Origin of the sequence: Amphibacillus sp. MSJ-3 (assembly GCF_018919165.1) — a bacterium.
In the GTDB taxonomy this organism is placed as follows: domain Bacteria; phylum Bacillota; class Bacilli; order Bacillales; family Amphibacillaceae; genus Amphibacillus.
The window spans coordinates 34,439-59,695 of record NZ_JAHLQM010000014.1 but is presented as its reverse complement, the minus strand read 5'-3'; the positions used below and the strand labels follow the sequence as shown (position 1 = coordinate 59,695).

Below are 25,257 nucleotides of genomic sequence, written 5' to 3'. Positions count from 1 at the left end.
TATAACCTGAACAATTGAAGATCATGATTTAGTGACAATAGCGAAGAGGTCACACCTGTTCCCATACCGAACACAGCAGTTAAGCTCTTCAGCGCCGATGGTAGTTGGGTTTTCCCTGCGAGAGTAGGACGTCGCTAAGCAATTAAAAGTCTCAAGACAGTAATAAAATATAACTCTTAGCAGAGGATATTTTAAAAAAGTCTTGGGACTTTTTTATTTTTAACATTGATTAACTAATTGACGATATATAGTAGATGAAATAACTACAATATTAGCTTGAATTATGTTATAGTTAGTTACTAGTACCGAGAAATCAATTGAGATTAAAAGGAGTCTTTCACGTGAAAAAAATTGCTTGGATAACAGACAGTACATGTGGATTGTCACAAGAGTTTATTGAACAAAATAACATCTTTGTACTACCAATGATTGTAATAATAAATAATATTTCTTATCGAGAAGATATTGATATTAGTAAAGATAAAATTTATGAATTATTGAAGGAACATGGTGAGGGAGCAAAAACAAGCCAACCTCCTTTTGGGGAATTTGTTGAATTATATAAAAGATTAAAAAATGAATATGAATTGGGAATTGCGATCCACGCATCTAGTCAGTTAACGGGCACATATCAAAGTTCAATGAGTGCAGCTAAAATGGAAGGTTTCCCTGTAGAAGTCATAGATTCTAAAATGGGTTCATATGCACTTGGTAAAATGATTAAAAACGGAATTAAGATGGAGCAAGAAGGGATGTCTTATCAGGATATAATTGCTAAGCTAAAAACATATCCAGAAAAAGCGGAAATGTACTTATTACCAAAAAGCTTCGAACAAATGAAGCGTAGTGGTCGTGTAAGTACCACCCAAGCCGTCTTTGCAAATTTATTAAATATAAATTTAATTCTCCAATTTGATAATGGTAAAGTTGTTGTTGAAAGTAAAATTAGAAGTCAGAAAAAAGCAGTGCAGCACTTATTTCAAAAGATTGAAGAGGTCTATAAAAAAGGTGATATCAAAGAATTGGGTATCATGCATGCCGGTGCTAAAGAAGTAGCTAATCAGTGGAAAGATGAATTAATAAAACTACATGAAAATTTAAAAATTAAGGTTGAACCACTTGTGCCTGTTGCGGGAATACATGCTGGTCATGGAACAATGGCAATTTCATGGTTAAAAGAATAAGCATGTCAAATAAATAGATCTCCATTATGGTGATCTATTTATTTTTCTTAATAATAAACTATATACTAGTAATAAAGTGAAAATTCATTGGAGCCAAATCCAACACTGAAACAATGGTTAATCGCCTTGCTGAAAGCATTACTGAAGGAGTAGATTAGTTCTTTATTGTTGGTTACCACCATAATTAAATTTAAGCTTGTTCAATAAATTTTGAACATGAAGTTTAAGAGTGAGTTAAAGTGGAATGAAATTAATGTAAAGTGAAGTGAAAAAATGACTGCAATTTTTGATTCAGAATTTATCATTATGAGTACAAGGTTATTATTAGCTTTAGTCTTATCGGGTATAATAGGTTTTGAACGCGAAATAAATCGCCATTCAGCTGGATTCAGAACACACATTCTTGTTGGAGTTAGTTCCTGCTTAATGATGCTTATGTCCTTATATGGATTTGATCGATATTTTGATACATTTCCAGAAGTCGTAAGATTTGACCCGGCTAGGATTCCATCCTATGTGATCAGCGGGATCGGTTTTTTAGGAGCGGGGACAATTATTGTGAATGGTGTAACTGTTAAAGGATTGACAACAGCGGCATCAATTTGGGCAGTTGCAGGGTTAGGTTTAGTCGTTGGTGTCGGTATGATCGATATCGCTATTCTAACAACCATTATTATTTTCGTTAGTTTAGTTTTTCTTAATAATATCGAGAGAGTATTTGCAAAAGGAGGAGATCGCAAAAATATCGAAATTGCGATAAAGGATGCCTCTTTTGTTGATGAAATTTTATCACAGTTTAATTCATATGATGTTGTCATCAAGGACATCCACTTTGAAAAAACAGAGGGTAATGGAATGATCATCTTTGCTGAAATATTAATGGATGGGAATATTGTTATAGAAGATATATATTGCGATTTATTAAAAATCGATCAGGTAGAGCAGGTAAAAGGGATTTAATAAGATTAATGGTTGCAACTTGGGCTAGTGCAGTATAAAATATGGTTATAGTCAAATATAGTCAAAGTCAATTAGGAGGAGAGGGAGAGATGCGAAATATCTCAGACATAATTGAAGCACATTTAAAACAAATCATTGAAAGCAATAAACATAATATGATTGAAATTAAACGTAGTGAAATTGCTGATCAATTCTCTTGCGTACCTTCTCAAATTAATTATGTGATTAATACAAGGTTTACACCAGAAAGAGGTTATCATGTTGAGAGTAAACGTGGTGGCGGGGGCTATATCCGGATTCAAAGAATGGTCACTAACAATAGAAATGTATTAATTGATGAATTGATCGATTTAGTTAGTCCAGAGGTAACTCAACAAATGGCGGTGGCTGTAATTGAACGCTTGCTTGAATCAGAATATATTTCGATTGGAGAAGCAAAGCTAATGATTAGTGCAATTAATAGAGAAGTATTAGCTTTACAAGTTCCTCTTCGCGATGAGTTGAGATCACGAATTTTAGTTGCTATGTTAAGATCTTTAAAGTATAACTAAATTTTCCAAACCATAAGGAGGAGTCCTAAATGAAGTGTGAAATTTGTCAACAGCGAGCAGCTACTTTACACTTAACAAACTATATTAATGGTAAAAAAACTGAAGTACATCTTTGTCCCCAATGCGCAAAAGAGAATGGTAATTTAGATTCTAATGAAGAACAATATACAATTCATGATTTATTAACAGGATTATTTCATAATTATTCCAATTCTACGGCAAAGACAACAGAAACTAAGCATAATGAACAAACATGTCCGCGTTGTCATATGACCTATCAACAATTTTCCCAAACGGGGAAATTTGGCTGCTCTCAATGTTATCAAACATTTAGTGACTATCTCGACCCCATTTTCAAAAGAGTCCACGGTGGAAATACAAAACATATTGGGAAAATACCAAATAGACAACATGTTCACTTACGTCATAAGCGCTTAATTCAAGATTATCGTGATCAATTACAGCAACTTATTATAGAAGAGAGATTTGAAGATGCTGCGAAAGTAAGGGATAAAATAAAAGAACTAGAACAAAAAAGTGAATCTTCTCACGAACAAGGAGATGAAATTTAATGTCATTACAATCTTTTATTGATAAAGCAATCAGCCCTTGGATGCAAGAGGAAGGACCTGATCACGATATTGTTTTAAGTACACGTCTTCGATTAGCTCGTAATTTTACTGATGTGCCTTTTCCATTAATGGCTGAAGATGAAAAGCTTAAAATCGTGACTAATTGGATTAAAGAGCATTTTAATCATCAATCATTTGAGCAATATAAGAATCTCGAGTATTTTGCGATGGAGGATTTACAACCTTTAGAAAAGCAGGTTTTAGTAGAGAAGCACTTGATTAGCCCATTTCTGGTAGAACGACAAAAAGAAAGTGGTGTATTACTTTCTAAAAATGAACAAGTTTCTTTAATGGTAAATGAGGAAGATCATATTCGCTTACAATTATACTTTCCTGGCTTGCAATTGGATCGGGCTCTTGAAGAGGCCTTTAAGTTTGATGATTGGTTAGAAGAGAAAATTGATTATGCCTTTGATGAGGATCATGGTTATTTAACAAGTTGTCCCACTAATGTTGGAACGGGGCTTAGGGCATCGGTGATGATGCATTTACCGGCTTTAACCTTAACTGGTAAGGTGAGAAAAATGATTCCGGCTATTAATCAATTGGGCCTTGTAGTTAGAGGGATATATGGTGAAGGAAGTGAAGCGGCCGGTAATATTTATCAAATCTCAAATCAGGTAACATTAGGACGAACAGAACAAGATATCATTGATGATCTTCATAGCGTAGTTGAACAATTAATTGATCAAGAGCGATATGCAAGGGAGTTTTTAGTTGAGAAGTCAGGCCTCCGCTTAGAGGATCGAATTTTCCGATCTTATGGTATCTTAAAATATAGTAGAATTATTGAATCCAAAGAGGCTGCCAAATGTTTATCCGATTTAAGATTAGCAATTGATATTGGTTACATTAAAAATTTATCAACAGCAATACTAAGTGAATTAATGGTTTTAACCCAGCCCGGTTTTTTACAACAATATGCTCAAGAAACATTAACACCAGAACAACGAGATATTAAGCGTGCCATGATTATTCGAGAGCGTTTACGATTAGAAGACAAGTAAGGGAGGAAAATAATAAGATGATGTTTGGAAGGTTTACAGAAAGAGCTCAGAAAGTATTAGCATTATCCCAGGAAGAAGCAATTCGATTAGGACACAATAATATTGGAACCGAGCATATATTACTTGGTTTAATTCGAGAAGGTGAAGGGATTGCAGCCAAAGCTCTTCATTCACTAGGTTTAGAAACAAGTCAAATTCAAGAAGAGGTAGAGAGCTTGATCGGTGTTGGTAAGAAAACATCACAAACGATTCACTATACACCAAGAGCTAAGAAGGTTATTGAACTTTCTATGGATGAGGCAAGGAAATTAGGTCATACCTATGTTGGGACTGAGCATATATTACTTGGTTTAATTCGGGAAGGTGAAGGAATTGCAGCCAGGGTTCTAAATAATCTGGATGTAAGTTTAAATCGAGCACGTCAACAAGTATTACAGCTATTAGGTAGCAATGAAACTGTTCGAAAGGGGCAAGTACGTCATACTTCAAATAACCCTGCTAGCACACCAACCCTTGATTCTTTAGCACGTGATTTAACAGTCACAGCAAAAGAGGGTAATGTTGACCCCGTAATTGGTAGGGAAAAGGAAATTGAACGAGTCATCCAAGTGCTTAGTCGCCGAACAAAAAATAATCCAGTTTTGATTGGAGAGCCTGGTGTAGGAAAGACAGCAGTAGCGGAAGGCCTAGCACAAAAGATTGTTGATAACGATGTTCCTGAAACTTTACGAGATAAGCGTGTGATGACACTAGATATGGGAACGGTTGTTGCAGGAACAAAATACCGTGGGGAATTTGAAGATCGTTTGAAAAAAGTAATGGGGGAAATTCGCCAAGCAGGAAACGTGATTCTTTTTATTGATGAATTGCATACATTAATTGGAGCTGGTGGTGCTGAAGGTGCAATTGATGCATCGAATATTTTAAAACCATCCCTTGCACGTGGAGAATTACAATGTATTGGTGCGACAACAATTGATGAATATAGAAAGTATATTGAAAAGGATGCAGCGCTTGAACGTCGATTCCAACCCATCCAAGTGGATGAACCGACTCTTGAACAGTCGATTGAGATTTTAAAAGGTCTCCGTGACCGTTATGAAGCTCATCACCGTGTTACGATTACAGACGAAGCAATTGATGCTGCGGTTAATCTATCAAGCCGCTATATTACTGATCGCTTTTTACCAGATAAAGCGATTGACTTAATTGATGAAGCAGGTTCAAAAGTACGCTTACGTTCTTTCACTGCTCCAACAAATTTGAAGGAGCTTGAAAATAGCTTAACAGAGATCCGCAAAGAAAAGGATGCGGCTGTTCAAAGTCAAGAATTTGAAAAAGCTGCTTCATTGCGGGATCGTGAACAGAAACTACGTAAAGAGCTTGATAAGACGAAAGAGAAATGGGAAGAAAAACAAGGACAAGAAGATTCTAAAGTAACTGTTGAGGATATTGCATCTGTTGTTTCAAATTGGACGGGTGTTCCTATTGATTCATTAACGAAAGATGAAACCACTCGCCTATTAAATTTGGAGAATATTTTACATGAGCGTGTAATTGGACAATCAGAGGCAGTTGTTGCTGTTTCAAAAGCTATCCGTCGCGCCCGAGCAGGTTTGAAAGATCCGAAACGTCCGATTGGCTCTTTTATTTTCCTAGGACCTACTGGTGTTGGGAAAACAGAATTAGCCCGAGCTTTAGCAGAAGCGATGTTTGGTGATGAGGATGCAATGATTCGAATCGATATGTCGGAGTATATGGAAAAGCACACGACATCAAGACTCGTTGGTTCACCTCCAGGATATGTTGGACATGAGGAAGGCGGCCAACTAACTGAAAAAGTTCGAAGTAAACCTTACTCTGTTATTCTACTGGATGAAATGGAAAAGGCACATCCAGAGGTATTCAATATTTTGCTCCAGGTTTTAGAAGATGGACGTTTAACAGACTCAAAAGGAAGAGTTGTTGACTTTAGAAATACTGTTTTAATTATGACTTCAAATGTTGGAGCAAGTGAATTACAAACTAATAAGTACGTTGGTTTTAACTTACAAGATGAACAAATTGATTATAAAAACATGAAATCGAAGGTAACAGATGCTTTGAAAAAGGCTTTTCGACCAGAATTCCTAAATAGAATTGATGAAACGATTGTTTTCCATTCACTTGAGCGTAAACATATGAAGGATATCGTTACATTGATGATTAAGCAACTACAAAACCGTTTGGCTGGTCAAGGGCTTAACTTTACCCTATCTAACAAAGCCATAGAGAAAATTGCTGAGGATGGATTTGATCCAGAATATGGCGCTCGACCATTACGTCGTGCGATTCAAAAAAACATTGAAGATTTACTGTCAGAAGCCTTACTAAAAGGCGATATTACAAAAGATGAAACCATTCGTATTGGGCTCAGTAGTAACGGTAAGTTTATTATCTTAAATAAATAATAACAAATAAGAAAGTGGAAGGTAATCTTTACCTTTCGCTTTCTTTTTCATATACTATTAAGTGCACGTTCAAGAAGGATGATTAAGAGGCCGATATTACAAACATAAAATATCCTATTTAAGCCTACTGGGCTCTCGGACATTTGATTATCCATAACCATTCTTAATAGACCATTAATTTCCTTTGGATGTGTAGTCCTAGTTCTAAACGGGAAATCTATGCGTCGGAGATGGGACGGTTATTTTGCAATGAATTTTTTGATATTGATGATGGTTATGCTATCGTTAATGAATTATTTTGTTTACGATTCACAAAAATGTGCTTAACGATTTAGGAAATAGATTTGAAAAATTTACATCATTTTTACACAAAGAATTAATTCACGTGTAATCTAAAGGTTCACCTTTTAGAGTATAATGAGAAAAGGAGAGGTTATTTTGGCTAAAAGTAAAAGTACCTTTGTTTGTCAAGAATGTGGCTATGAGTCACTTAAATGGATGGGTAAATGCCCAAGCTGTAATCAGTGGAATACCCTTGTTGAGGAAATTATTGTTAAAACAAAATCAAAGCATTCTGGAATCGGACAGGACAGTAGTCAGTCGCCAGAAAAGATTACAGCGATACAAACAACAGAAGAAGCAAGAATGAAGACAGATATGCCGGAAGTAAATCGAGTTCTTGGCGGTGGGATCGTCCCGGGTTCTTTAGTACTTGTCGGTGGTGATCCGGGTATAGGTAAATCAACCTTGTTGTTGCAAATTTCAAATCAATTAGCTAATAATGGAACCTCTGTGCTTTATATATCGGGTGAAGAATCAACACGTCAAACAAAATTAAGAGCCGATCGACTCGGTGTCACATCTGAAAAGTTATATGTTCTCTCAGAAACAAATCTACAACTTATATCAGCCCAAATTGATCAATTAAATCCAGCTTTTGTTGTCATCGATTCCATTCAAACCATTTTTAAGGATGAAGTAACAAGTGCACCAGGAAGTGTCTCTCAAGTTCGTGAATGTACAGGTGAATTGATGCGAATTGCTAAAACAAAGCATATTCCCATCTTTATTGTTGGTCATGTAACAAAGGAGGGCGCAATTGCTGGTCCACGTATGCTAGAGCATATGGTAGATGCTGTTCTTTATTTTGAAGGTGAAAGGCATCATACTTATCGGATTTTACGTGGAGTAAAGAATCGCTTTGGTAGCACAAACGAAATGGGTATTTTTGAAATGAAGGAAAGTGGTTTGAAAGAGGTGACTAATCCGTCGGAAATATTCTTGGAAGAACGTTCACAAGGTGTGGCTGGTTCAACGGTTGTTGCCTCAATGGAAGGGACACGGCCTGTATTGGTAGAGATTCAGTCATTGATCTCACCAACAAGTTTTGGTCAAGCCCGTCGAATGGCAACAGGAATAGATCATAATCGGGTACCGTTATTAATGGCTGTATTGGAAAAAAGAGTGGGTTTATTAATGCAGAATCAAGATGCTTATGTCAAGGTTGCGGGTGGAATAAAATTAGATGAACCTGCTATTGATCTTGCTGTAGCTGTCAGTATTGCTTCTAGTTTTAAAGGCCAAGCATGTCTACCACATGATGTTTTAATAGGTGAGGTTGGTTTAACAGGAGAGATCCGCCGTGTTTCGAGAATTGAACAGCGAGTCCAAGAAGCAGCCAAACTCGGATTTAAGCGGGCAATCATTCCAGCTAGAAATTTAGATGGTTGGCAAGCTCCAGAGTCACTTCAAGTCATAGGGGTAGATTCAATTCAGGAAGCATTACAAATAACGTTAGAGCAAAAGTAAAATAATAAGGTTAAAGTCTCCCTTAATTGGAGAGCATATGAATAGGAGGTGAAGAGATTGCTAAAAAGAATAGTACAATTTTTTATTATTATTGCAGGAGGAACATCAGGGTTCCTATACTTTCCGTCGCTAGTTAAAGTCGTTGGTTTTATGAGAGGTACATGGATAGATAATCCCTATGTCGCCCCTTATATTGGTTTAGCGGTTGGTGCAATTATATTATACTTATTGTCTATTTGGCTAGTTGATTATATTGTTCAATTTATCCAATACTTGGAGCGGACTTTGCTTGGTGCTCCATTAGCAAACTTATTTTTTGGTGGAATTGGTTTGATTATTGGTTTAACCATTGCATTCTTTATTAATCAACCGATTATTGACATTCAAATTATTGTTGTTTCACAAATCATTCCAATCTTTATTATGGGGTTACTTGGTTACTTAGGATTTCAAGTTGGCTTCAAGCGTCGTGATGAATTTATGAATATTTTAACACTAGCAAAAAAAGATAAAGAGATAAAGGTATTGCCAAATGAAAGAAAATTTGAAGAATCAATACCAAAACCAAAAATTCTTGATACAAGTGTAATTATTGATGGACGAATTGCTGATATTTGCCAGACTCATTTTCTTGAGGGGATGATTATTATTCCTCATTTTGTTCTTGAGGAACTCCAACACATTGCAGATTCATCTGATGCATTGAAGCGGAATCGAGGGCGTCGAGGGTTAGATATTCTGAATCGATTGCAGAAAGATATTCCGGAGAAAGTTGAAATGTATGAAGGTAATTTTGAGGATATTCAGGAAGTAGACAGCAAGCTTGTTAAGCTTGCTAAAGTAATGGATGGGATTGTCGTAACAAATGATTTTAACCTTAATAAAGTATGTGAATTTCAAAATGTCCAAGTTTTAAACATTAATGATTTGGCTAATGCAGTAAAACCTGTCGTTTTACCGGGTGAGCGTTTGAAGGTTCAAGTGATTAAGGATGGTAAAGAACATGATCAAGGTGTTGCCTATTTAGATGATGGTACAATGATCGTCGTAGAAGAAGGGCGTAATTATATTGGAGAGGCAATTGATGTGATTATTACAAGCGTTTTGCAGACATCTGCAGGACGAATGATCTTTGCTAAACCAAAGGCACTTGAAAAAGCACAATAAAAAAGGTATAACAGATAAAGAAGCTAAAAAAGTGATAACAATTGTTATCACTTTTTATTCGCTTGAGCGCTGATATTTAATTTATTCATTAAATACTTTGGAGAGGTTTTCTTCGATCACCGAGATCTATTAAGTCAACTTGATAAATTTGGATTCGCCGTTATCCCACTTATCATTGTGAGTCTATCTTAAATCTCCAATGGGGGAATCACTTGGTCACAGGATAAGAATCGTATTATAATGAATAAAACGATGATAATCAGACAACTTATAAAAAAAGTGCTAAAATAGTGATATGAAAAGCTATATGTTTGAAAGGGGAAGCAAGATCATGACAAATGAAGTACGAGTTCGTTATGCACCGAGTCCAACAGGGCATTTGCATATCGGAAATGCGAGAACCGCATTATTTAATTATTTATACGCTAAACATTTTGGTGGTAAATTTATTATTCGAATTGAAGATACAGATGAGAAACGTAATGTTGTAGGTGGTGAAGAAAGCCAGCTTAACTACTTAAAATGGCTAGGAATCGTTTGGGATGAAGGTGCTGATATTGGCGGTCAATACGGCCCCTATCGACAAACTGAACGGTTGGACATTTATCAGAAGTACATCGATGAATTATTAGAGCGTGATCTAGCTTATAAGTGTTATATGACAGAAGAAGAGCTTGAACAAGAACGGGAAGAACAAAAAGCTAATGGACAAGTTCCTAAGTATTCAGGAGCACATAGTCATTTAACACCTGAGCAAATGAAGCAATTTGAAGCGGAAGGCCGTCAAGCGAGTATTCGACTTCGGGTTCCTAAGGGAACGACCTATACTTTTAACGATATTGTTCGTGGTCCGATAAAGTTTGAATCAAGTGATTTTGGTGACTGGGTCATTGTGAAAAAGAACGGTGTACCAACGTATAACTTTGCAGTTGCTATTGATGACCATCTAATGAAAATCTCTCATGTTTTACGTGGAGAAGAACATATATCTAACACACCAAAGCAAATGATGATTTATGATGCGTTTGGTTGGGAAAAACCACAGTATGGGCATATGACCTTAATTCTTAATGAAGAGCGTAAAAAATTAAGCAAGCGTGATCAACACGTCATACAGTTTATTGAACAATATAATAAATTGGGCTATTTGCCAGAAGCTATGTTTAATTTTATTACACTATTAGGTTGGTCGCCTGTTGGAGAAGAAGAAATCTTTACTCAAGAAGAAATTACTAAAATGTTTGATCCTAGTAGATTATCTACCTCAGCGGCGATTTTTGATGCGAAAAAGTTAAAATGGATGAATAATCAGTATATTAAAGCTGCAAGTGATGAAGATGTGATTAAGCTTGCCTTACCACACTTAATTGAGGCAGGTAAGTTATCGTCAGATTTAACTCCGGAAACAAAAGAGTGGGCAGAAAAATTAATTTGTCTTTACAAGGATCAATTAAGTTATGGTGCTGAAATTGTTGACTTAACAGAACTTTTCTTCCAAACGGATATCAGTTATAATGAGGATGCACAGGCTGTTTTGGCAGGTGAACAAGTACCGGAAGTCTTGCGGGTATTTAAAACGCAATTACTCGAATTAGAAAATTGGGAGCCTGCAGAAATTAAGGCAACGATTAAAACAACTCAGAAAGAGACTGGGCAGAAGGGTAAACAATTATTCATGCCCATCCGTGTTGCAACAACGGGCCAAGTTCATGGACCGGAATTACCAATTGCAATTTATTTGTTAGGTAAGGAAGTTGTTGTTACACGCCTGGAAAGTCTTTTATAAACAAGTTAAGCACGAAATGTAGTTGTTATGCATAATAATAAATACAGCATTTCTTTTAATAATAATGAATAAGATAAAAGCGGTGAAGAGGATAGGGATTAGTCGGAGCTTATGAAGAGAGAATCACCAAGGCTGAAAGTGATTTTAAGCAACCTAGTGCTATGCACCTCTGAGTCTTTTGCTGAAATGATGAGTAAGTAAAAGCGGTATCTCTACCGTTATCAGAGTTCAAGTTGAGATAAAGATCGGTTTGTTTAATCAATCGTAGCGGTTGCGTTAGAAATATTGATCAACGCCTGTTAATAAAAATAAAGACTTTATCTAAACAGAGTGGAACCACGCTATCAAGGCGTCTCTGTGTAATATTACACAGAGACGCCTTTTAACATTCTATTGCAGCTTCATTTCATATATTTAAAAATGATTAGTGGGAATAAGGATTTACTTAAGGTCGATAGAATTGGATAATAAAATACAAATACATATGCCGTGTTGGAGGTGTATTAAAATATGTCGTTCTTCAAACGTATTAAAGAAGATATTCAAGTTGTCTTTGACCAAGACCCAGCAGCACGCTCTTATCTTGAAGTCATCCTAACTTATTCTGGCGTTCATGCCATTTGGTTGCACCGTATTGCCCATTTCTTTTATCGGAAAAAGTTTTTCTTCATTGCCCGATTAATTTCTCAAATAAGTCGTTTCTTCACGGGCATAGAAATTCACCCTGGTGCACAAATAGGTCATCGTTTTTTTATTGACCATGGGATGGGAGTAGTAATTGGTGAGACGTGTGAGATAGGAAATGACGTAACGATTTTCCAAGGTGTGACTCTTGGGGGAACGGGAAAGGAAAAGGGGAAGCGTCATCCGACGATTAAAGACAATGCTTTAATTGCAACGGGTGCCAAGGTCTTAGGGTCGATTACAATTGGTGCCTATTCAAAGGTTGGAGCGGGTTCCGTCGTGCTCAAAGATGTACCAGACTATTCCACGGTTGTTGGTATTCCGGGGCATGTCGTTATTCAAAATGGAAAAAGAATTTCGCAGAAGCTTGACCATAACAAGCTACCTGATCCAATTGATGATTTAATTTGTGAATTACAAACGGATGTGAAAAAACTTAAGGAAGAGCTTAAGTTTGTTAAAGGAGAGATAGAAGATGACGATTAAAATGTATAATACACTGACACGAACAAAGGAAGCATTCGAGCCAGTCGAACCTGGAAAAGTAAAAATGTATGTTTGCGGGCCGACCGTTTATAACTATATTCATATTGGAAATGCTCGCCCCGCGATTGTATTTGATACGGTTAGACGATATTTAGAATATTGCGGTTATGAAGTTGATTATTTGCTGAACTTTACAGATATAGATGACAAGATTATTAAAGTCGCTAATCAACGAAACGAAGATGTTAAAGAAGTGGCTAATCGATTTATTAAAGCTTATAAGGAAGATGTTAGGGCACTGGGGGTAAAACCGGCTACACATCATCCCCGAGTAACAGAAACAATTTCAGAGATAATCAGCTTTATTGAAGTCCTTATTGATAAAGGATACGCTTATGTAGTGAATGGTGATGTTTATTTTAAGACACGCAAGTTTAAAAGCTATGGTCATTTATCCGATCAATCTTTGGATGATTTACGTTCAGGGGCACGAATTCAAATTGATGATCATAAAGAGGATCCGCTAGATTTTGCTTTATGGAAAGCGGCAGATCGAGATGAAGTTTCATGGCCATCACCTTGGGGTGACGGACGACCAGGTTGGCACATCGAATGTTCGACCATGGCTAAGAAATATTTAGGTGATACGATTGATATTCATGCTGGTGGCCAAGATCTAGCCTTTCCTCATCACGAAAATGAAATTGCCCAGTCTGAAGCTAGAACGGGTAAACCCTTTGCAAACTACTGGCTCCATAATGGTTATGTAACAATTGATGACGAGAAAATGTCGAAGTCAACTGGAAACTTTGTCTTAGCTCATGACTTAATCGAACAATATCCACCAGAATTAATAAGGTTTTATATTTTGAGTGTTCACTACCGACACCCAATTAATTTTAGTGAAACCTTATTAAATCAGACTAAGAACGGTTTTGAGCGGATTAAAAATGCCTATCATAACCTAAAACATCATATAGACCGATTGGAAGGTTCGGTGGTGGTTGACAACATTTATCAAGAGAAACTGGCAGAGATAAAAGATGGATTTATTAAAGAAATGAATGATGATTTCAATACAGCAAATGCAATTTCCTATATATTTGAGCTAGCTAAGGAAGCTAATGTAGCGATAGAAAATAAGCAGGTAACGAAGGCAACTTTAGAAGAATTTTTAGCACTATTCGACCTATTTTTCACTATATTAGGTATAAATATATCAGATGATGCGAACGATTTGCTTGATGAGGAAATAGATCAGTTGTTAGCAGCCCGTGAACAAGCACGAGCGGAAAAGGACTTCGCCAAAGCAGATGCAATTCGAGATCAATTAAAAGCCCAGCATATTATACTGGAGGATACCGCGCAAGGGACACGCTGGAAAAGAGGGTAAGGATGAAAATAAATGAAGTTAAACAAATGAAGAGTTTAGCTCTGGCCTACATGGGTGATGCGATTTATGAGGTTCATATACGAAATTACTTGATCCAATCGGGTTATGCAAAAGTTAATGATTTACATCAACTAGCGATCAAATATGTTTCGGCAAAAGCACAGGCAAAAGTTTTGCGTTATTGGCTTAAAGAGCATTTCTTAGATGAAGAGGAAGAAGCGGTTGTTAGAAGGGGACGTAATGCAAAATCGGGATCAATCCCGAAAAATACGGATGTTATCACATATAAGCATAGCACAGCTTTTGAGGCGCTTTTAGGTTTTCATTATTTTGCAGATCAATCATTACGGCTGCAGGAATTGATGAATGAGGCGGTAGCCTACATTGAGAAGGGAGGACAATAAGCAATGACTGAAGAATGGTTAATAGGGAAGAACCCTATTATAGAAGCGTTTCGATCGGGTCGATCAATTAATAAATTGTTTATCGCTGAACATCTAAATGCAAAAGCAACTGAGGATATTCAGCGATTGGCGAAACAACAGGGTGTCATTGTAAAGAAGGTTCCAAAAAAGAAATTAGACCAACTCGTTAATGGAAAGCACCAAGGGATGATTGCGGCAGTTGCTGCTTATGATTACGCAACAATTGATGATTTATTTGCACGCGCTGAAGAAAAAGGAGAAGAACCGTTTTTTATTTTGCTTGATGAAATTGAAGATCCACATAACTTAGGATCAATTCTAAGAACAGCTGATGCAACAGGGGTTCATGGTGTCATTATTCCCAAACATCGGGCGGTTGGTTTAACGAATGTTGTTGCTAAAACTTCAGCTGGTGCGATCGAATATGTTCCAGTCGCACGTGTAACTAATATGGCTAAAACGATTGAGGAATTAAAAGCACGTCACGTCTGGGTTGTTGGTACGGAAATGAATGCGAGCCAAGATTATCGAAAACTTGAAGGTGATCTAGCTTTAGCACTTGTCATTGGTAATGAAGGAAAGGGGATCAGCCGTCTTGTTCGGGAGAAATGTGATTGGACAATCAAATTAGCGATGGGTGGACAAGTATCGTCACTCAACGCATCTGTTGCAGCAAGTGTTTTGATGTATGAAGTCTATCGAAAGCGTCATCCCCTAGGAGATTAAGAAATGGATGTCCTATTAGTTGATGGCTATAATATTATCGGTGACTGGACTGAGCTAAAAAGCTTACGAGAAGTTGATCTTGACCAAGCAAGACAATTGTTAATTGAGAAGATGGCAGAATACCAAGCTTATCGTGGTTATCGTGTGATTATCGTTTTTGATGCTTATGAAGTTAAAGGACCTGAGTCTAAGGACAATCAATATAATATTGAAATTATTTATACAAAAGAAAAGGAAACGGCTGATCAATGTATTGAAAGGTTAGTAAAAGAATTTATCAATGTGAAAACTAAGGTATATGTGGCAACAAGCGATTATACTGAACAACGGACAATTTTCCAGCAAGGAGCTTACCGGAAATCTGCTAGAGAATTAGCTATTGAGGTTGACCAGATAAAAAAAGAAATTTCTAATGACCTTCGTACCTTTGAAAAGCGAAAACAAGGACGTTCTCTTCCAATTAAGCAGGAAATTTTAGATCAATTTGAAAAAATGAGGCGAGGAAGGGTCTGAATCGCATGGTTGACTAATGTTAAACGCTTACTGTATAATATTGCTATTAAGCGACCCGGGGGGAATTTGGCTTGCAGAGACAACATCAAGATATAAATAATGAGCTAAGACGTTATGAGCAACTTGATGATCGTGAGATTATATTACTGATTCGTCAAGGAGATTGTCTAGCACTAGATTATTTGATTCAAAAATATCGTAGTTTCGTCCGAGTGAAAGCAAGTACTTACTTTCTCGTTGGAGCGGATCACGAGGATATCGTCCAAGAAGGGATGATTGGCTTATATAAAGCGATTCGAGATTATAAAGGCGATCGTCGCTCATCATTTCGCGCCTTTGCTGAGCTCTGTGTGACAAGACAAATTATTACGGCCATCAAAACAGCAACAAGGCAAAAACACATCCCGTTAAATTCTTATGTTTCATTGGACAAACCTATTTTTGATGAGGAATCAGAGAGAACTTTGCTAGATGTCTTAACAAACGTAGAGGAAATTGATGATCCTGAAGAATTAATCATTAATCGGGAAAGTAAAGGACAAGTTGAAGGTAAGATCGTTCAATTATTAAGTCGCTTTGAATGTGATGTGCTCTATCTCTATTTAGATGGTCGAACTTATCAAGAGATTTCAATAGAATTAAACCGCCATATTAAATCAATTGATAATGCATTACAACGGGTAAAGCGGAAATTAGAACGTTATTTAGATGAATCAAGCATTAAACTATAATTGATTAATAGAAGCAACGTTGACAGTGATAGATAAGCATGCTACATTATTTAAGTAACCTAGATTAGTATAGGATGGTAAAAGATGAAGAAAAAAGTTGCTCTTGCATGTGAAGAATGTTTAAGTCGAAATTATCACCCAAATAAAAGTACGGTAACTATAGATCGTTTAAAATTAAAAAAATTTTGTAAAAGGTGTAATAAACATACACTACACCGTGAAACAAAGTAAAGCACACGGTCATATTTTAGATTGATAAATTTTAAAGTTTGGAGGAACCACTTGTGAAAGCTGTGACATTTTTAAAAAATGTTTCTCGAGAGATGAAGAAAGTTTCCTGGCCAGGTAAGCAAGAGCTCTACCGTTACACAGTTACGGTTGTTGCTACTGTTGTTATCATCGCCCTCTTCTTTACAGTTGTGGATTTAGGTATCACTCAAATTCTCAATCTTTTTTTTGAATAGAGAAGTAGATTTTGTGCTATAATGAGGTGAGAATGAATCGCCTTACTTTTAGAACCCGTCTTAACGGGTTTTTTAAATGGAGAAAACTAATGATAAGGAGGTTTTTGGAAGTGGAGAAACAATGGTATGTTGTGCATACGTATTCTGGTTATGAGAATAAAGTAAAAACAAATCTTGAAAAGAGATTAGCATCTATGGGAATGGAAGATAAGATTTTCCGTATTTTAGTGCCAGAAGATGAAGAAACAGAAGTGAAAAATGGTAAGCGGAAAGTTTCTATGAAAAAAGTTTTCCCGGGTTATGTACTTGCTGAAATGATTATGACGGATGATTCATGGTATGTTGTTCGAAACACACCAGGCGTAACAGGATTCGTTGGGTCAACTGGATCCGGATCAAAGCCAACGCCTTTATTACCAGAGGAAGCGGAAGTGATCTTGAAGCGTATGGGTATGAAAGAAACAGTGGTTGATATTGATTTTGAAGAAGGTGAATCAATCACAGTTCTTGACGGTCCTTTTAGTGATTTCACGGGAACAATTGAACAAATTGATTTAGATCGTCAAAAGGTAAAAGTACACGTAAACATGTTTGGTCGTGAAACACCGGTAGAGCTTGATTTTTCTCAAATCAAAAAAATCTAATCACTTTAGGTAGATTTAATAACAACAACCCTTGCATTATTAAGTTGAACATGCTAAAATTTTAATGTTCTTTATGCCTCGAGTGTTAGATTATTTTTATATGTATATGAGTGGGAGGGTTAATCCCCTTTGACCACATCACGGACTTAAGGAGGTGTGTCTCGTGGCTAAAAAAGTAATTAAAGTAGTAAAACTTCAAATTCCAGCAGGGAAAGCGAATCCGGCTCCACCTGTAGGGCCAGCACTAGGTCAAGCAGGTGTTAATATTATGGGTTTCTGTAAGGAATTCAATGCCCGTACGCAAGAACAAGCTGGTTTGATTATTCCGGTTGAAATTACGGTTTTTGAAGACCGTTCATTTACATTTATTACAAAGACTCCGCCGGCTGCCGTATTACTTAAAAAAGCAGCGGGCATCGATACTGCATCAGGTGAACCTAATCGTAACAAAGTTGCAACAGTAAAACGTGATAAAGTTAGAGAAATTGCAGAAACTAAAATGCCTGATTTAAATGCTGCTAATGTTGAAGCGGCAATGCGGATGGTCGAAGGTACCGCGCGTAGTATGGGAATTACGATTGAAGATTAATTTTATTGTTGGCTGTAAATGAAGGTTGCGTAGGTGGTGGAGTTGCCATTTCGCAACCTTTTTACAGGAAGATAGATTGAGGCATAGTCAACTTCCTTACTTGCAAAGGAACATAATCAAGTTGGGATCCGCTTTATAAAGTGGGAGGTATAACCGTTAACACCACATTCTAGGAGGAAAAATAATGGCTAAAAAATCAAAAAAACAACAAGAAGCTTTGAAATTAGTAGATCGTGCTAAGTTGTACGAGATTGAAGAAGCTCTTAAATTAGTAAAGGAAAATGCTACAGCTAAATTTGATGAAACTGTAGAAGTTGCTTTCCGCTTAGGTATTGATCCTAAGAAAGCAGATCAACAAATCCGTGGAGCAATGGTTTTACCACATGGTACAGGTAAAACACAAACTGTTTTAGTCTTTGCTAAAGGCGATAAAGCAAAAGAAGCTGAAGCTGCAGGTGCTGACTTTGTTGGTGATGAAGAATTAATCAACAAAATTAACCAAGGATGGTTCGGTTTTGACGTGATTGTTGCAACGCCTGATATGATGGCTGAAGTTGGTAAACTAGGTCGAGTATTAGGGCCTAAAGGATTAATGCCAAACCCTAAGACAGGCACAGTTACTTTTGAAGTAGAAAAAGCAATTCAAGATATTAAAGCAGGTAAAGTAGAATACCGAGTGGATAAACAATCAAATATTCATGTTCCAATTGGTAAAGCTTCATTTGAACTTAACCAATTAGTTGAGAACTTTGAAGCGATTGCTAATGTGGTTGTTAAAGCGAAACCACAAACTGCAAAAGGTATCTATTTACGTAATATATCAGTGACTTCAACAATGGGACCAGGTGTGAAAATTAATCCATCTGCTCTAGCTTCAAAATAAGTCTTGACTTCATTGTAGGATATCGCTATAATAGTTAAGGTTAAATCAATATTTATACCGTAGACAGCAGGGGCTCATTAAGCTTAATAGCCTGCCGAGGTGTTGGATAAAGGTGTGGGAATTTGTATAAATTCTCGCCTAAGTGTTCACACGTTCTCCCTTGCGTCTAGTATAGATGTGAGGGATTTTTAATTTTGAATAAAAAGAAATCAGATCTGACGGTATGTTTGAACATTTAGTAGGAGGTGGAATCATGTCAAAGCTTATGGAACAAAAGAAACAACTTGTATCTGAAATTGCAACAAAATTCCGTGACAGCCAATCAACTGTGTTAGTGGATTATCGTGGACTAGATGTAGCAGAAGTTACTGAATTACGTAAACAATTACGTGAAGCTGGCGTTGATTACAAAGTTTATAAAAACTCTATGTCTCGCCGTGCGGCTGCTGAAGTTGAACTTTCAGAACTAGATGAAATATTAGTTGGACCGACAGCTATTGCATTTAGTAATGATGATGTTGTTGCTCCAGCGAAAATTATTAATAACTTTATTAAGGAACACAAAGATTTAGAAATAAAAGGCGGCGTTATTGAGGGTAATGTTGCAACTCTTGACCAAATTAAAGAGCTTGCAGATCTTCCAAATTACGAAGGTTTACTATCTATGTTGCTTAGTGTCCTACAGGCACCTGTTCGAAACTTTGCTTATGCTACAAAAGCGATTGCAGAGCAAAAAGAAGAGCAAGATGCTTAAGTTAATCTTGAATTAAAAACGGTAGAATATAAATCAACCATTAGGAGGAAATAAGAATGTCTAAAGAACAAATTATCGAAGCGATTAAAGAAATGTCTGTTCTTGAATTAAACGATTTAGTTAAAGCAATTGAAGAAGAATTTGGTGTAACTGCTGCAGCACCTGTTGCTGTTGCAGGTGGTGGCGCTGCTGGTGGTGCCGAAGCAGAAGAAAAATCAGAATTTGATGTTGTCTTAACTGATGCAGGTTCTGCAAAAATTAAAGTTGTTAAAGCAGTTCGCGAAATCACAGGTCTTGGTCTTAAAGACGCTAAAGATCTTGTTGACAAAGCACCAGGTGCAATTAAAGAAGGCGTAGCTAAAGAAGAAGCTGAAGAAATGAAAGCTAAACTTGAAGAAGCTGGCGCAGCTGTAGAATTGAAGTAATCGTAAGCTTAATAAATGAGAGCTCGTCTATTTTAGGCGGGCTTTCGTTGCTATTATAATAGGATCAAGTGTATGTAGGATACTTTTCCGATGTGACTTAGCGTTGTCACTTGGTGAGCCTAGTAAATGCTAAATAATTTTAACCACAATTAAAAGTAGGTGCTAATTATATGTCGGAGCAATACTTTACCCGTCATCCTCAAGCAAAGAGTAACCCCAAAACATGGACCTTTAAACTTCGCAATCACACGATGACATTCACAAGTGATCTGGGTGTCTTTTCGAAGAATACGGTAGACTTTGGTTCTAGAACATTGATTGATACTTTTTTCCCTCCGAAAGTTGAGGGGGCAATTTGTGATTTGGGTTGTGGCTATGGGCCGATCGGTTTAACAATAGCTAAATCCTTCCCTGATCGTCAAGTAGTTATGAGTGATGTTAATCAGAGGGCCGTTGACCTCGCTGAGAAAAATGCAAAACAGAATAAATTAGATAATGTGAAATGCTATTTGAGTGATCGTTTCGATAGCATTCCGGAAGACCAATTTGCTGCTGTATTAGTTAACCCGCCGATTCGAGCCGGTAAAGAAGTGGTACATCAAATGTTTGAAGATGCTTATCAACGCCTTAAGTCAGAGGGTGAGCTATGGGTTGTCATTCAAAAGAAACAAGGTGCACCTTCGGCGATCAGTAAAATGGAGACTCTGTTTCAAGAGGTTGAGCTAGTTAAGAAAAACAAAGGGTATTTTATTATTCGGGCAAGAAAATATTGACTTAGCATTTGACTCTGATAGGTGGTTGTGGTAATATAGAAAAATGCCAATGGCGCGTTTTTTTGTCAAGTGCCATTTTAAGAAATAAGTATATTTTTATTAATGAATGGACAAGATGGTTAGAACGAGAAAGAGGATTAAGGTTGATTTTTAGAAAGAAGTCAAGTGGTGATCCTTTTTTAATGATGTTTACTAATCACTATTGTTGTTCGTCAAACATACCTATTCCACCTGTTATTAACTAAGGTGTAAAATATAGGTTCCAAATAAAAACTTACTTCAATGGCTGTGAGTTTTTATTTGGTAACAGTTGAACAATTCACACTGTTTAAATTATACCTTCTACATCCAATAAGTCAATAGTTGAACTTTTGGAATATTGGTTAGACGAGGTATGGCGTGCTTAACGCAATGTTTGTTGTGTGAGCTTTTTGTTTTTAATACTTTAGAAGTATAAAATGATAGCTAGATAATGAGGGTCAAGTAGCTATGATTTTTACGTCAAAAGTAATAAGGAAGACTCATGCATTCATTTAAGAATAAGTGAATGTAAGTTTCTCTAATCTTGATTTGAGGGGTGAAGCAGTTGACAGGTCAACTAGTTCAGTATGGACGACACCGCCAGCGCAGAAGCTATGCACGTATCAATGAGGTACTTGAGTTACCGAATTTAATTGAGATTCAAACGGCTTCTTATGAATGGTTTCTAGAGGAAGGTATGCGAGAAATGTTTAAGGATATTTCTCCGATCGAGGATTTTCAAGGGAATTTATCACTTGAATTCGTCGATTATAGTCTAGGGGAACCGAAATACTCAGTCGATGAGTCAAAAGAAAGAGATGTGACGTATAATGCGCCACTACGTGTGAAGGTCCGCTTATTAAATAATGAAACTGGTGAAGTGAAAGAGCAAGAAGTGTTTATGGGTGATTTCCCACTGATGACAGACACAGGAACCTTTATTATCAATGGGGCTGAACGTGTTATCGTTTCACAATTAGTCCGCTCACCAGGTGTTTATTTTAGTGAGAAAATAGACAAAAACGGTAAGAGGGGATATACAGCTACTGTTATTCCGAACAGAGGAGCATGGTTGGAGTTTGAAACAGACGCTAAAGACGTTGTCCATGTTCGAATTGATCGAACTAGAAAACTACCAATCACGGTTCTGCTAAGAGCGTTAGGTTTTAGCACAGATCAAGAAATTATTGACTTGATTGGTGATAATGAATATTTACAAAATACTTTAGAAAAAGATAATACAGACACAAGCGAGAAAGCTTTACTTGAAATTTATGAACGTTTAAGACCGGGAGAACCTCCTACCCTTGAAAATGCAAAAAGTTTAATGATTTCTCGCTTTTTCGATCCGAAACGTTATGATTTAGCGCATGTCGGACGATATAAAATGAATAAAAAACTGCATATAAAAAATCGTTTGTTCAATCAAACTCTAGCAGAAACTTTAGTAGACCATGAAACTGGTGAAGTTCTTGCGGAAAAAGGCACGAAATTAGATCGACGTACGCTTAATAAACTATTACCATATATCGATAGAGAAGAAAATCGACTTGGTGAATATAGTGTTGAACCAAGTGAAGGTGTCTTAGAAGAACCGATTGAATTGCAGTCGATTAAAATTATTGATCCAACTGATCCGGATGGAGAGCGGATATTGAATGTGATTGATAATGGTATCGTAGATTCATCCGTTAAAAATATTGTGCCTGCTGATATTTTGGCATCAATAAACTATTTCTTTAATATTTTACACCAAGTTGGAAACACAGATGATATTGATCACTTGGGCAATCGCCGTTTACGTTCGGTCGGTGAACTTTTACAAAATCAATTCCGAATTGGTTTATCTCGAATGGAACGAGTGGTTCGTGAACGTATGTCTATTCAAGATACGTCAACAATTACGCCACAACAATTAATCAATATTCGACCTGTTATCGCATCGATTAAAGAGTTCTTTGGTAGCTCACAGCTCTCTCAATTTATGGATCAAACAAATCCGCTAGCAGAGCTAACTCATAAAAGAAGGCTATCTGCACTAGGTCCGGGTGGTTTGACGAGAGAACGGGCAGGCTTTGAAGTTCGAGACGTTCACTATTCCCACTATGGACGTATGTGTCCAATTGAAACGCCGGAAGGGCCTAACATTGGGCTAATTAACTCACTATCTTCTTATGCAAAGGTAAATAAATTTGGTTTTATTGAAACGCCTTATCGCCGAGTAGATCACGAAACAGGTAAAGTAACGGATCAATATGATTACCTAACAGCAGATGAAGAAGATAACTATGTTGTTGCACAAGCCAATGCTCGCTTGGACGATGACGGTGCCTTTGTGGATGAGGAAGTTATTGCTCGTTTCCGTGGAGAGAATACAACGGTTAATCGTGATCGTATTGATTATATGGACGTATCACCAAAACAAGTCGTTTCAACAGCGACTGCTTGTATCCCCTTCTTGGAGAATGATGACTCGAACCGTGCGCTAATGGGTGCTAACATGCAGCGTCAAGCTGTTCCCTTAATACAACCTAAAGCCCCGATTGTAGGAACAGGGATGGAGTATGTTTCAGGGAAAGACTCTGGTGCAGCGATCATTTGTCGACACGATGGAATTGTCGAGCAGGTTGAAGCGAAGACAATACATGTTCGACGCATTGCTGAAGTAGATGGCAAAGATGTTCAAGGTGATTTAGATCGTTATAAACTTCAAAAGTTTATCCGCTCTAACCAAGGGACTTGTTATAACCAACGTCCAATCGTAAAAGTTGGCGATCGTGTGGTAAAAGGTGAAATCCTAGCTGATGGTCCCTCAATGGAAGATGGAGAGCTTGCTCTTGGACAGAACGTCTTAGTTGGTTTTATGACTTGGGAAGGTTATAACTATGAAGATGCAATTATCATGAGTGAGCGTTTAGTTAAAGATGACGTCTATACTTCTATTCATATAGAAGAATATGAATCAGATGCACGTGATACCAAGCTTGGTCCAGAGGAAATTACTCGTGACATACCAAACGTAGGAGAAGACGCACTACGTGATTTAGATGAACGGGGGATTATCCGAATAGGAGCAGAAGTTGAAGACGGTGACTTGCTTGTTGGTAAGGTAACGCCTAAAGGTGTCACAGAGCTTTCAGCTGAAGAGCGATTATTGCATGCGATTTTTGGAGAAAAAGCAAGGGAAGTCCGAGATACTTCATTACGTGTACCGCACGGAGCGGGTGGAATTGTCTTAGATGTTAAAATCTTCAACCGTGAAGATGGCGATGAATTACCGCCAGGAGTTAATCAACTTGTTCGTGTCTATATTGTTCAAAAACGTAAGATTCACGAAGGAGATAAGATGGCCGGCCGCCACGGTAATAAAGGGGTTATCTCGAAAATACTACCTGAAGAAGATATGCCGTTCTTACCAGATGGCACTCCAATTGATATAATGCTTAATCCACTAGGCGTTCCATCGCGAATGAATATTGGTCAAGTATTAGAATTGCATTTAGGTATGGCAGCGAAGAAATTAGGTATTCATGTTGCTTCACCGGTTTTTGATGGGGCAAGTGAAGAAGACGTTTGGGAAACAATCGAAGAAGCTGGAATGGCTCGAGATGCGAAGACGATTTTATATGATGGTCGTACTGGCGAAGCGTTTGATAACCGTGTGTCTGTTGGAGTAATGTATATGATCAAGCTTGCGCACATGGTTGATGATAAGCTACACGCACGTTCAACTGGACCTTATTCTTTAGTTACTCAACAGCCATTAGGTGGTAAAGCTCAATTTGGTGGACAACGTTTCGGTGAAATGGAAGTGTGGGCCTTAGAGGCATATGGTGCTGCCTACACGCTACAGGAAATCTTAACAGTTAAATCAGATGATGTGGTTGGGCGTGTTAAGACTTACGAAGCGATTGTCAAAGGCGAAAACGTTCCTGAAGCCGGAATTCCTGAGTCGTTTAAAGTTTTGATAAAAGAATTACAAAGTTTAGGTATGGATGTTAAGATGCTTTCGGCTGATGAAGAAGAGATTGAACTTCGTGATATTGACGAAGATGACAAATTATCAACGGAGAAGTTTAATTTAGAAGTTCAAGAATAAGTAGAACCGTATATATTAATTTTAAAGATCATTGGAGGTTGAGGGGCTTAATGACCTCTTGCCTTCCCGTGATCTACCACATACTAAAAGGGAGGTAGACC

The 25,257-nt window shown here is 37.2% G+C and carries 24 protein-coding genes, 1 rRNA gene and 1 other annotated feature; all 25 genes read left to right on the top strand.

Annotation, left to right across the window (positions count from 1 at the left end):
• Positions 1–27: 27 nt before the first annotated feature.
• A 5S ribosomal RNA gene (rrf, locus tag KQI76_RS05985) occupies positions 28–140 on the top strand.
• A gap of 201 nt (positions 141–341) precedes the next feature.
• Positions 342–1,184 (top strand): DegV family protein, encoded by an 843-nt coding sequence (locus KQI76_RS05980; RefSeq protein ID WP_216399409.1) that lies wholly within the window; start codon positions 342–344, stop codon positions 1,182–1,184.
• Between the two features lie 273 nt (positions 1,185–1,457).
• Entirely contained in the window at positions 1,458–2,144 is a 687-nt protein-coding gene (locus KQI76_RS05975; RefSeq protein ID WP_216399408.1) for an MgtC/SapB family protein, read from the top strand.
• An 89-nt stretch (positions 2,145–2,233) separates the two neighbouring features.
• A complete protein-coding gene (locus KQI76_RS05970) occupies positions 2,234–2,695 on the top strand; it encodes a CtsR family transcriptional regulator (RefSeq protein WP_216399407.1) in 462 nt (153 codons plus the stop codon).
• Positions 2,696–2,724: 29 nt separating this feature from the next.
• Positions 2,725–3,267 carry a protein-arginine kinase activator protein McsA gene (gene mcsA, locus KQI76_RS05965; RefSeq protein WP_216399406.1) on the top strand — a complete coding sequence of 181 codons (543 nt, stop codon included), beginning with the start codon at positions 2,725–2,727 and terminating at the stop codon, positions 3,265–3,267.
• On the top strand, positions 3,267–4,334 hold the full coding sequence (gene mcsB / locus KQI76_RS05960) for a protein-arginine kinase McsB (protein WP_216399405.1): 1,068 nt from the start codon (positions 3,267–3,269) through the stop codon (positions 4,332–4,334). Before mcsA ends, mcsB begins: the two co-directional genes overlap by 1 nt.
• Before the next feature lie 17 nt (positions 4,335–4,351).
• Positions 4,352–6,784: an ATP-dependent Clp protease ATP-binding subunit gene (locus KQI76_RS05955; RefSeq protein ID WP_216399404.1), complete on the top strand. Its 2,433-nt coding sequence runs from the start codon at positions 4,352–4,354 to the stop codon at positions 6,782–6,784.
• A gap of 438 nt (positions 6,785–7,222) precedes the next feature.
• Positions 7,223–8,593: a DNA repair protein RadA gene (radA, locus tag KQI76_RS05950; protein ID WP_216399403.1), complete on the top strand. Its 1,371-nt coding sequence runs from the start codon at positions 7,223–7,225 to the stop codon at positions 8,591–8,593.
• Between the two features lie 57 nt (positions 8,594–8,650).
• Entirely contained in the window at positions 8,651–9,760 is a 1,110-nt protein-coding gene (locus tag KQI76_RS05945) for a PIN/TRAM domain-containing protein (protein WP_216399402.1), read from the top strand.
• Positions 9,761–10,091: 331 nt separating this feature from the next.
• Positions 10,092–11,546, top strand: a complete 1,455-nt coding sequence (gene gltX / locus KQI76_RS05940) for a glutamate--tRNA ligase (protein ID WP_216399401.1) — start codon at positions 10,092–10,094, stop codon at positions 11,544–11,546.
• Between the two features lie 510 nt (positions 11,547–12,056).
• Positions 12,057–12,716 (top strand): serine O-acetyltransferase, encoded by a 660-nt coding sequence (gene cysE, locus KQI76_RS05935; RefSeq protein ID WP_216399400.1) that lies wholly within the window; start codon positions 12,057–12,059, stop codon positions 12,714–12,716.
• Positions 12,706–14,109, top strand: coding sequence for a cysteine--tRNA ligase (cysS, locus tag KQI76_RS05930; RefSeq protein ID WP_216399399.1), 1,404 nt, complete (start codon positions 12,706–12,708; stop codon positions 14,107–14,109). The genes cysE and cysS overlap by 11 nt, the downstream gene beginning before the upstream one ends.
• A 2-nt stretch (positions 14,110–14,111) precedes the next feature.
• On the top strand, positions 14,112–14,513 hold the full coding sequence (locus KQI76_RS05925; RefSeq protein WP_216399398.1) for a Mini-ribonuclease 3: 402 nt from the start codon (positions 14,112–14,114) through the stop codon (positions 14,511–14,513).
• Between the two features lie 3 nt (positions 14,514–14,516).
• Positions 14,517–15,260: a 23S rRNA (guanosine(2251)-2'-O)-methyltransferase RlmB gene (gene rlmB, locus KQI76_RS05920; RefSeq protein ID WP_216399397.1), complete on the top strand. Its 744-nt coding sequence runs from the start codon at positions 14,517–14,519 to the stop codon at positions 15,258–15,260.
• A gap of 3 nt (positions 15,261–15,263) precedes the next feature.
• On the top strand, positions 15,264–15,773 hold the full coding sequence (locus KQI76_RS05915; RefSeq protein ID WP_216399396.1) for an NYN domain-containing protein: 510 nt from the start codon (positions 15,264–15,266) through the stop codon (positions 15,771–15,773).
• Between the two features lie 71 nt (positions 15,774–15,844).
• Positions 15,845–16,504, top strand: a complete 660-nt coding sequence (gene sigH, locus KQI76_RS05910; protein WP_216399395.1) for an RNA polymerase sporulation sigma factor SigH — start codon at positions 15,845–15,847, stop codon at positions 16,502–16,504.
• A gap of 84 nt (positions 16,505–16,588) precedes the next feature.
• Positions 16,589–16,735: a 50S ribosomal protein L33 gene (gene rpmG / locus KQI76_RS05905; RefSeq protein WP_216399394.1), complete on the top strand. Its 147-nt coding sequence runs from the start codon at positions 16,589–16,591 to the stop codon at positions 16,733–16,735.
• A gap of 53 nt (positions 16,736–16,788) precedes the next feature.
• Complete coding sequence (gene secE, locus KQI76_RS05900; protein ID WP_216399393.1) at positions 16,789–16,968, top strand: preprotein translocase subunit SecE; 180 nt, start codon at positions 16,789–16,791, stop codon at positions 16,966–16,968.
• 110 nt (positions 16,969–17,078) lie between these two features.
• Complete coding sequence (nusG, locus tag KQI76_RS05895; RefSeq protein ID WP_216399392.1) at positions 17,079–17,612, top strand: transcription termination/antitermination protein NusG; 534 nt, start codon at positions 17,079–17,081, stop codon at positions 17,610–17,612.
• A gap of 163 nt (positions 17,613–17,775) precedes the next feature.
• Positions 17,776–18,201 carry a 50S ribosomal protein L11 gene (gene rplK, locus KQI76_RS05890; protein ID WP_216399391.1) on the top strand — a complete coding sequence of 142 codons (426 nt, stop codon included), beginning with the start codon at positions 17,776–17,778 and terminating at the stop codon, positions 18,199–18,201.
• A gap of 184 nt (positions 18,202–18,385) precedes the next feature.
• A complete protein-coding gene (gene rplA / locus KQI76_RS05885; protein ID WP_216399390.1) occupies positions 18,386–19,084 on the top strand; it encodes a 50S ribosomal protein L1 in 699 nt (232 codons plus the stop codon).
• Positions 19,085–19,123: 39 nt separating this feature from the next.
• Positions 19,124–19,284, top strand: a sequence feature (ribosomal protein L10 leader region).
• Positions 19,285–19,337: 53 nt separating this feature from the next.
• A complete protein-coding gene (rplJ, locus tag KQI76_RS05880; RefSeq protein ID WP_216399389.1) occupies positions 19,338–19,838 on the top strand; it encodes a 50S ribosomal protein L10 in 501 nt (166 codons plus the stop codon).
• Positions 19,839–19,894: 56 nt separating this feature from the next.
• The gene (gene rplL / locus KQI76_RS05875) at positions 19,895–20,263 is read left to right on the top strand and encodes a 50S ribosomal protein L7/L12 (RefSeq protein ID WP_216399388.1); all 369 of its coding nucleotides are present in this window, start codon (positions 19,895–19,897) and stop codon (positions 20,261–20,263) included.
• 170 nt (positions 20,264–20,433) lie between these two features.
• The gene (locus KQI76_RS05870) at positions 20,434–21,036 is read left to right on the top strand and encodes a class I SAM-dependent methyltransferase (protein WP_216399387.1); all 603 of its coding nucleotides are present in this window, start codon (positions 20,434–20,436) and stop codon (positions 21,034–21,036) included.
• 586 nt (positions 21,037–21,622) lie between these two features.
• Positions 21,623–25,156: a DNA-directed RNA polymerase subunit beta gene (gene rpoB, locus KQI76_RS05865; RefSeq protein ID WP_216399386.1), complete on the top strand. Its 3,534-nt coding sequence runs from the start codon at positions 21,623–21,625 to the stop codon at positions 25,154–25,156.
• Positions 25,157–25,257 lie beyond the last annotated feature (101 nt).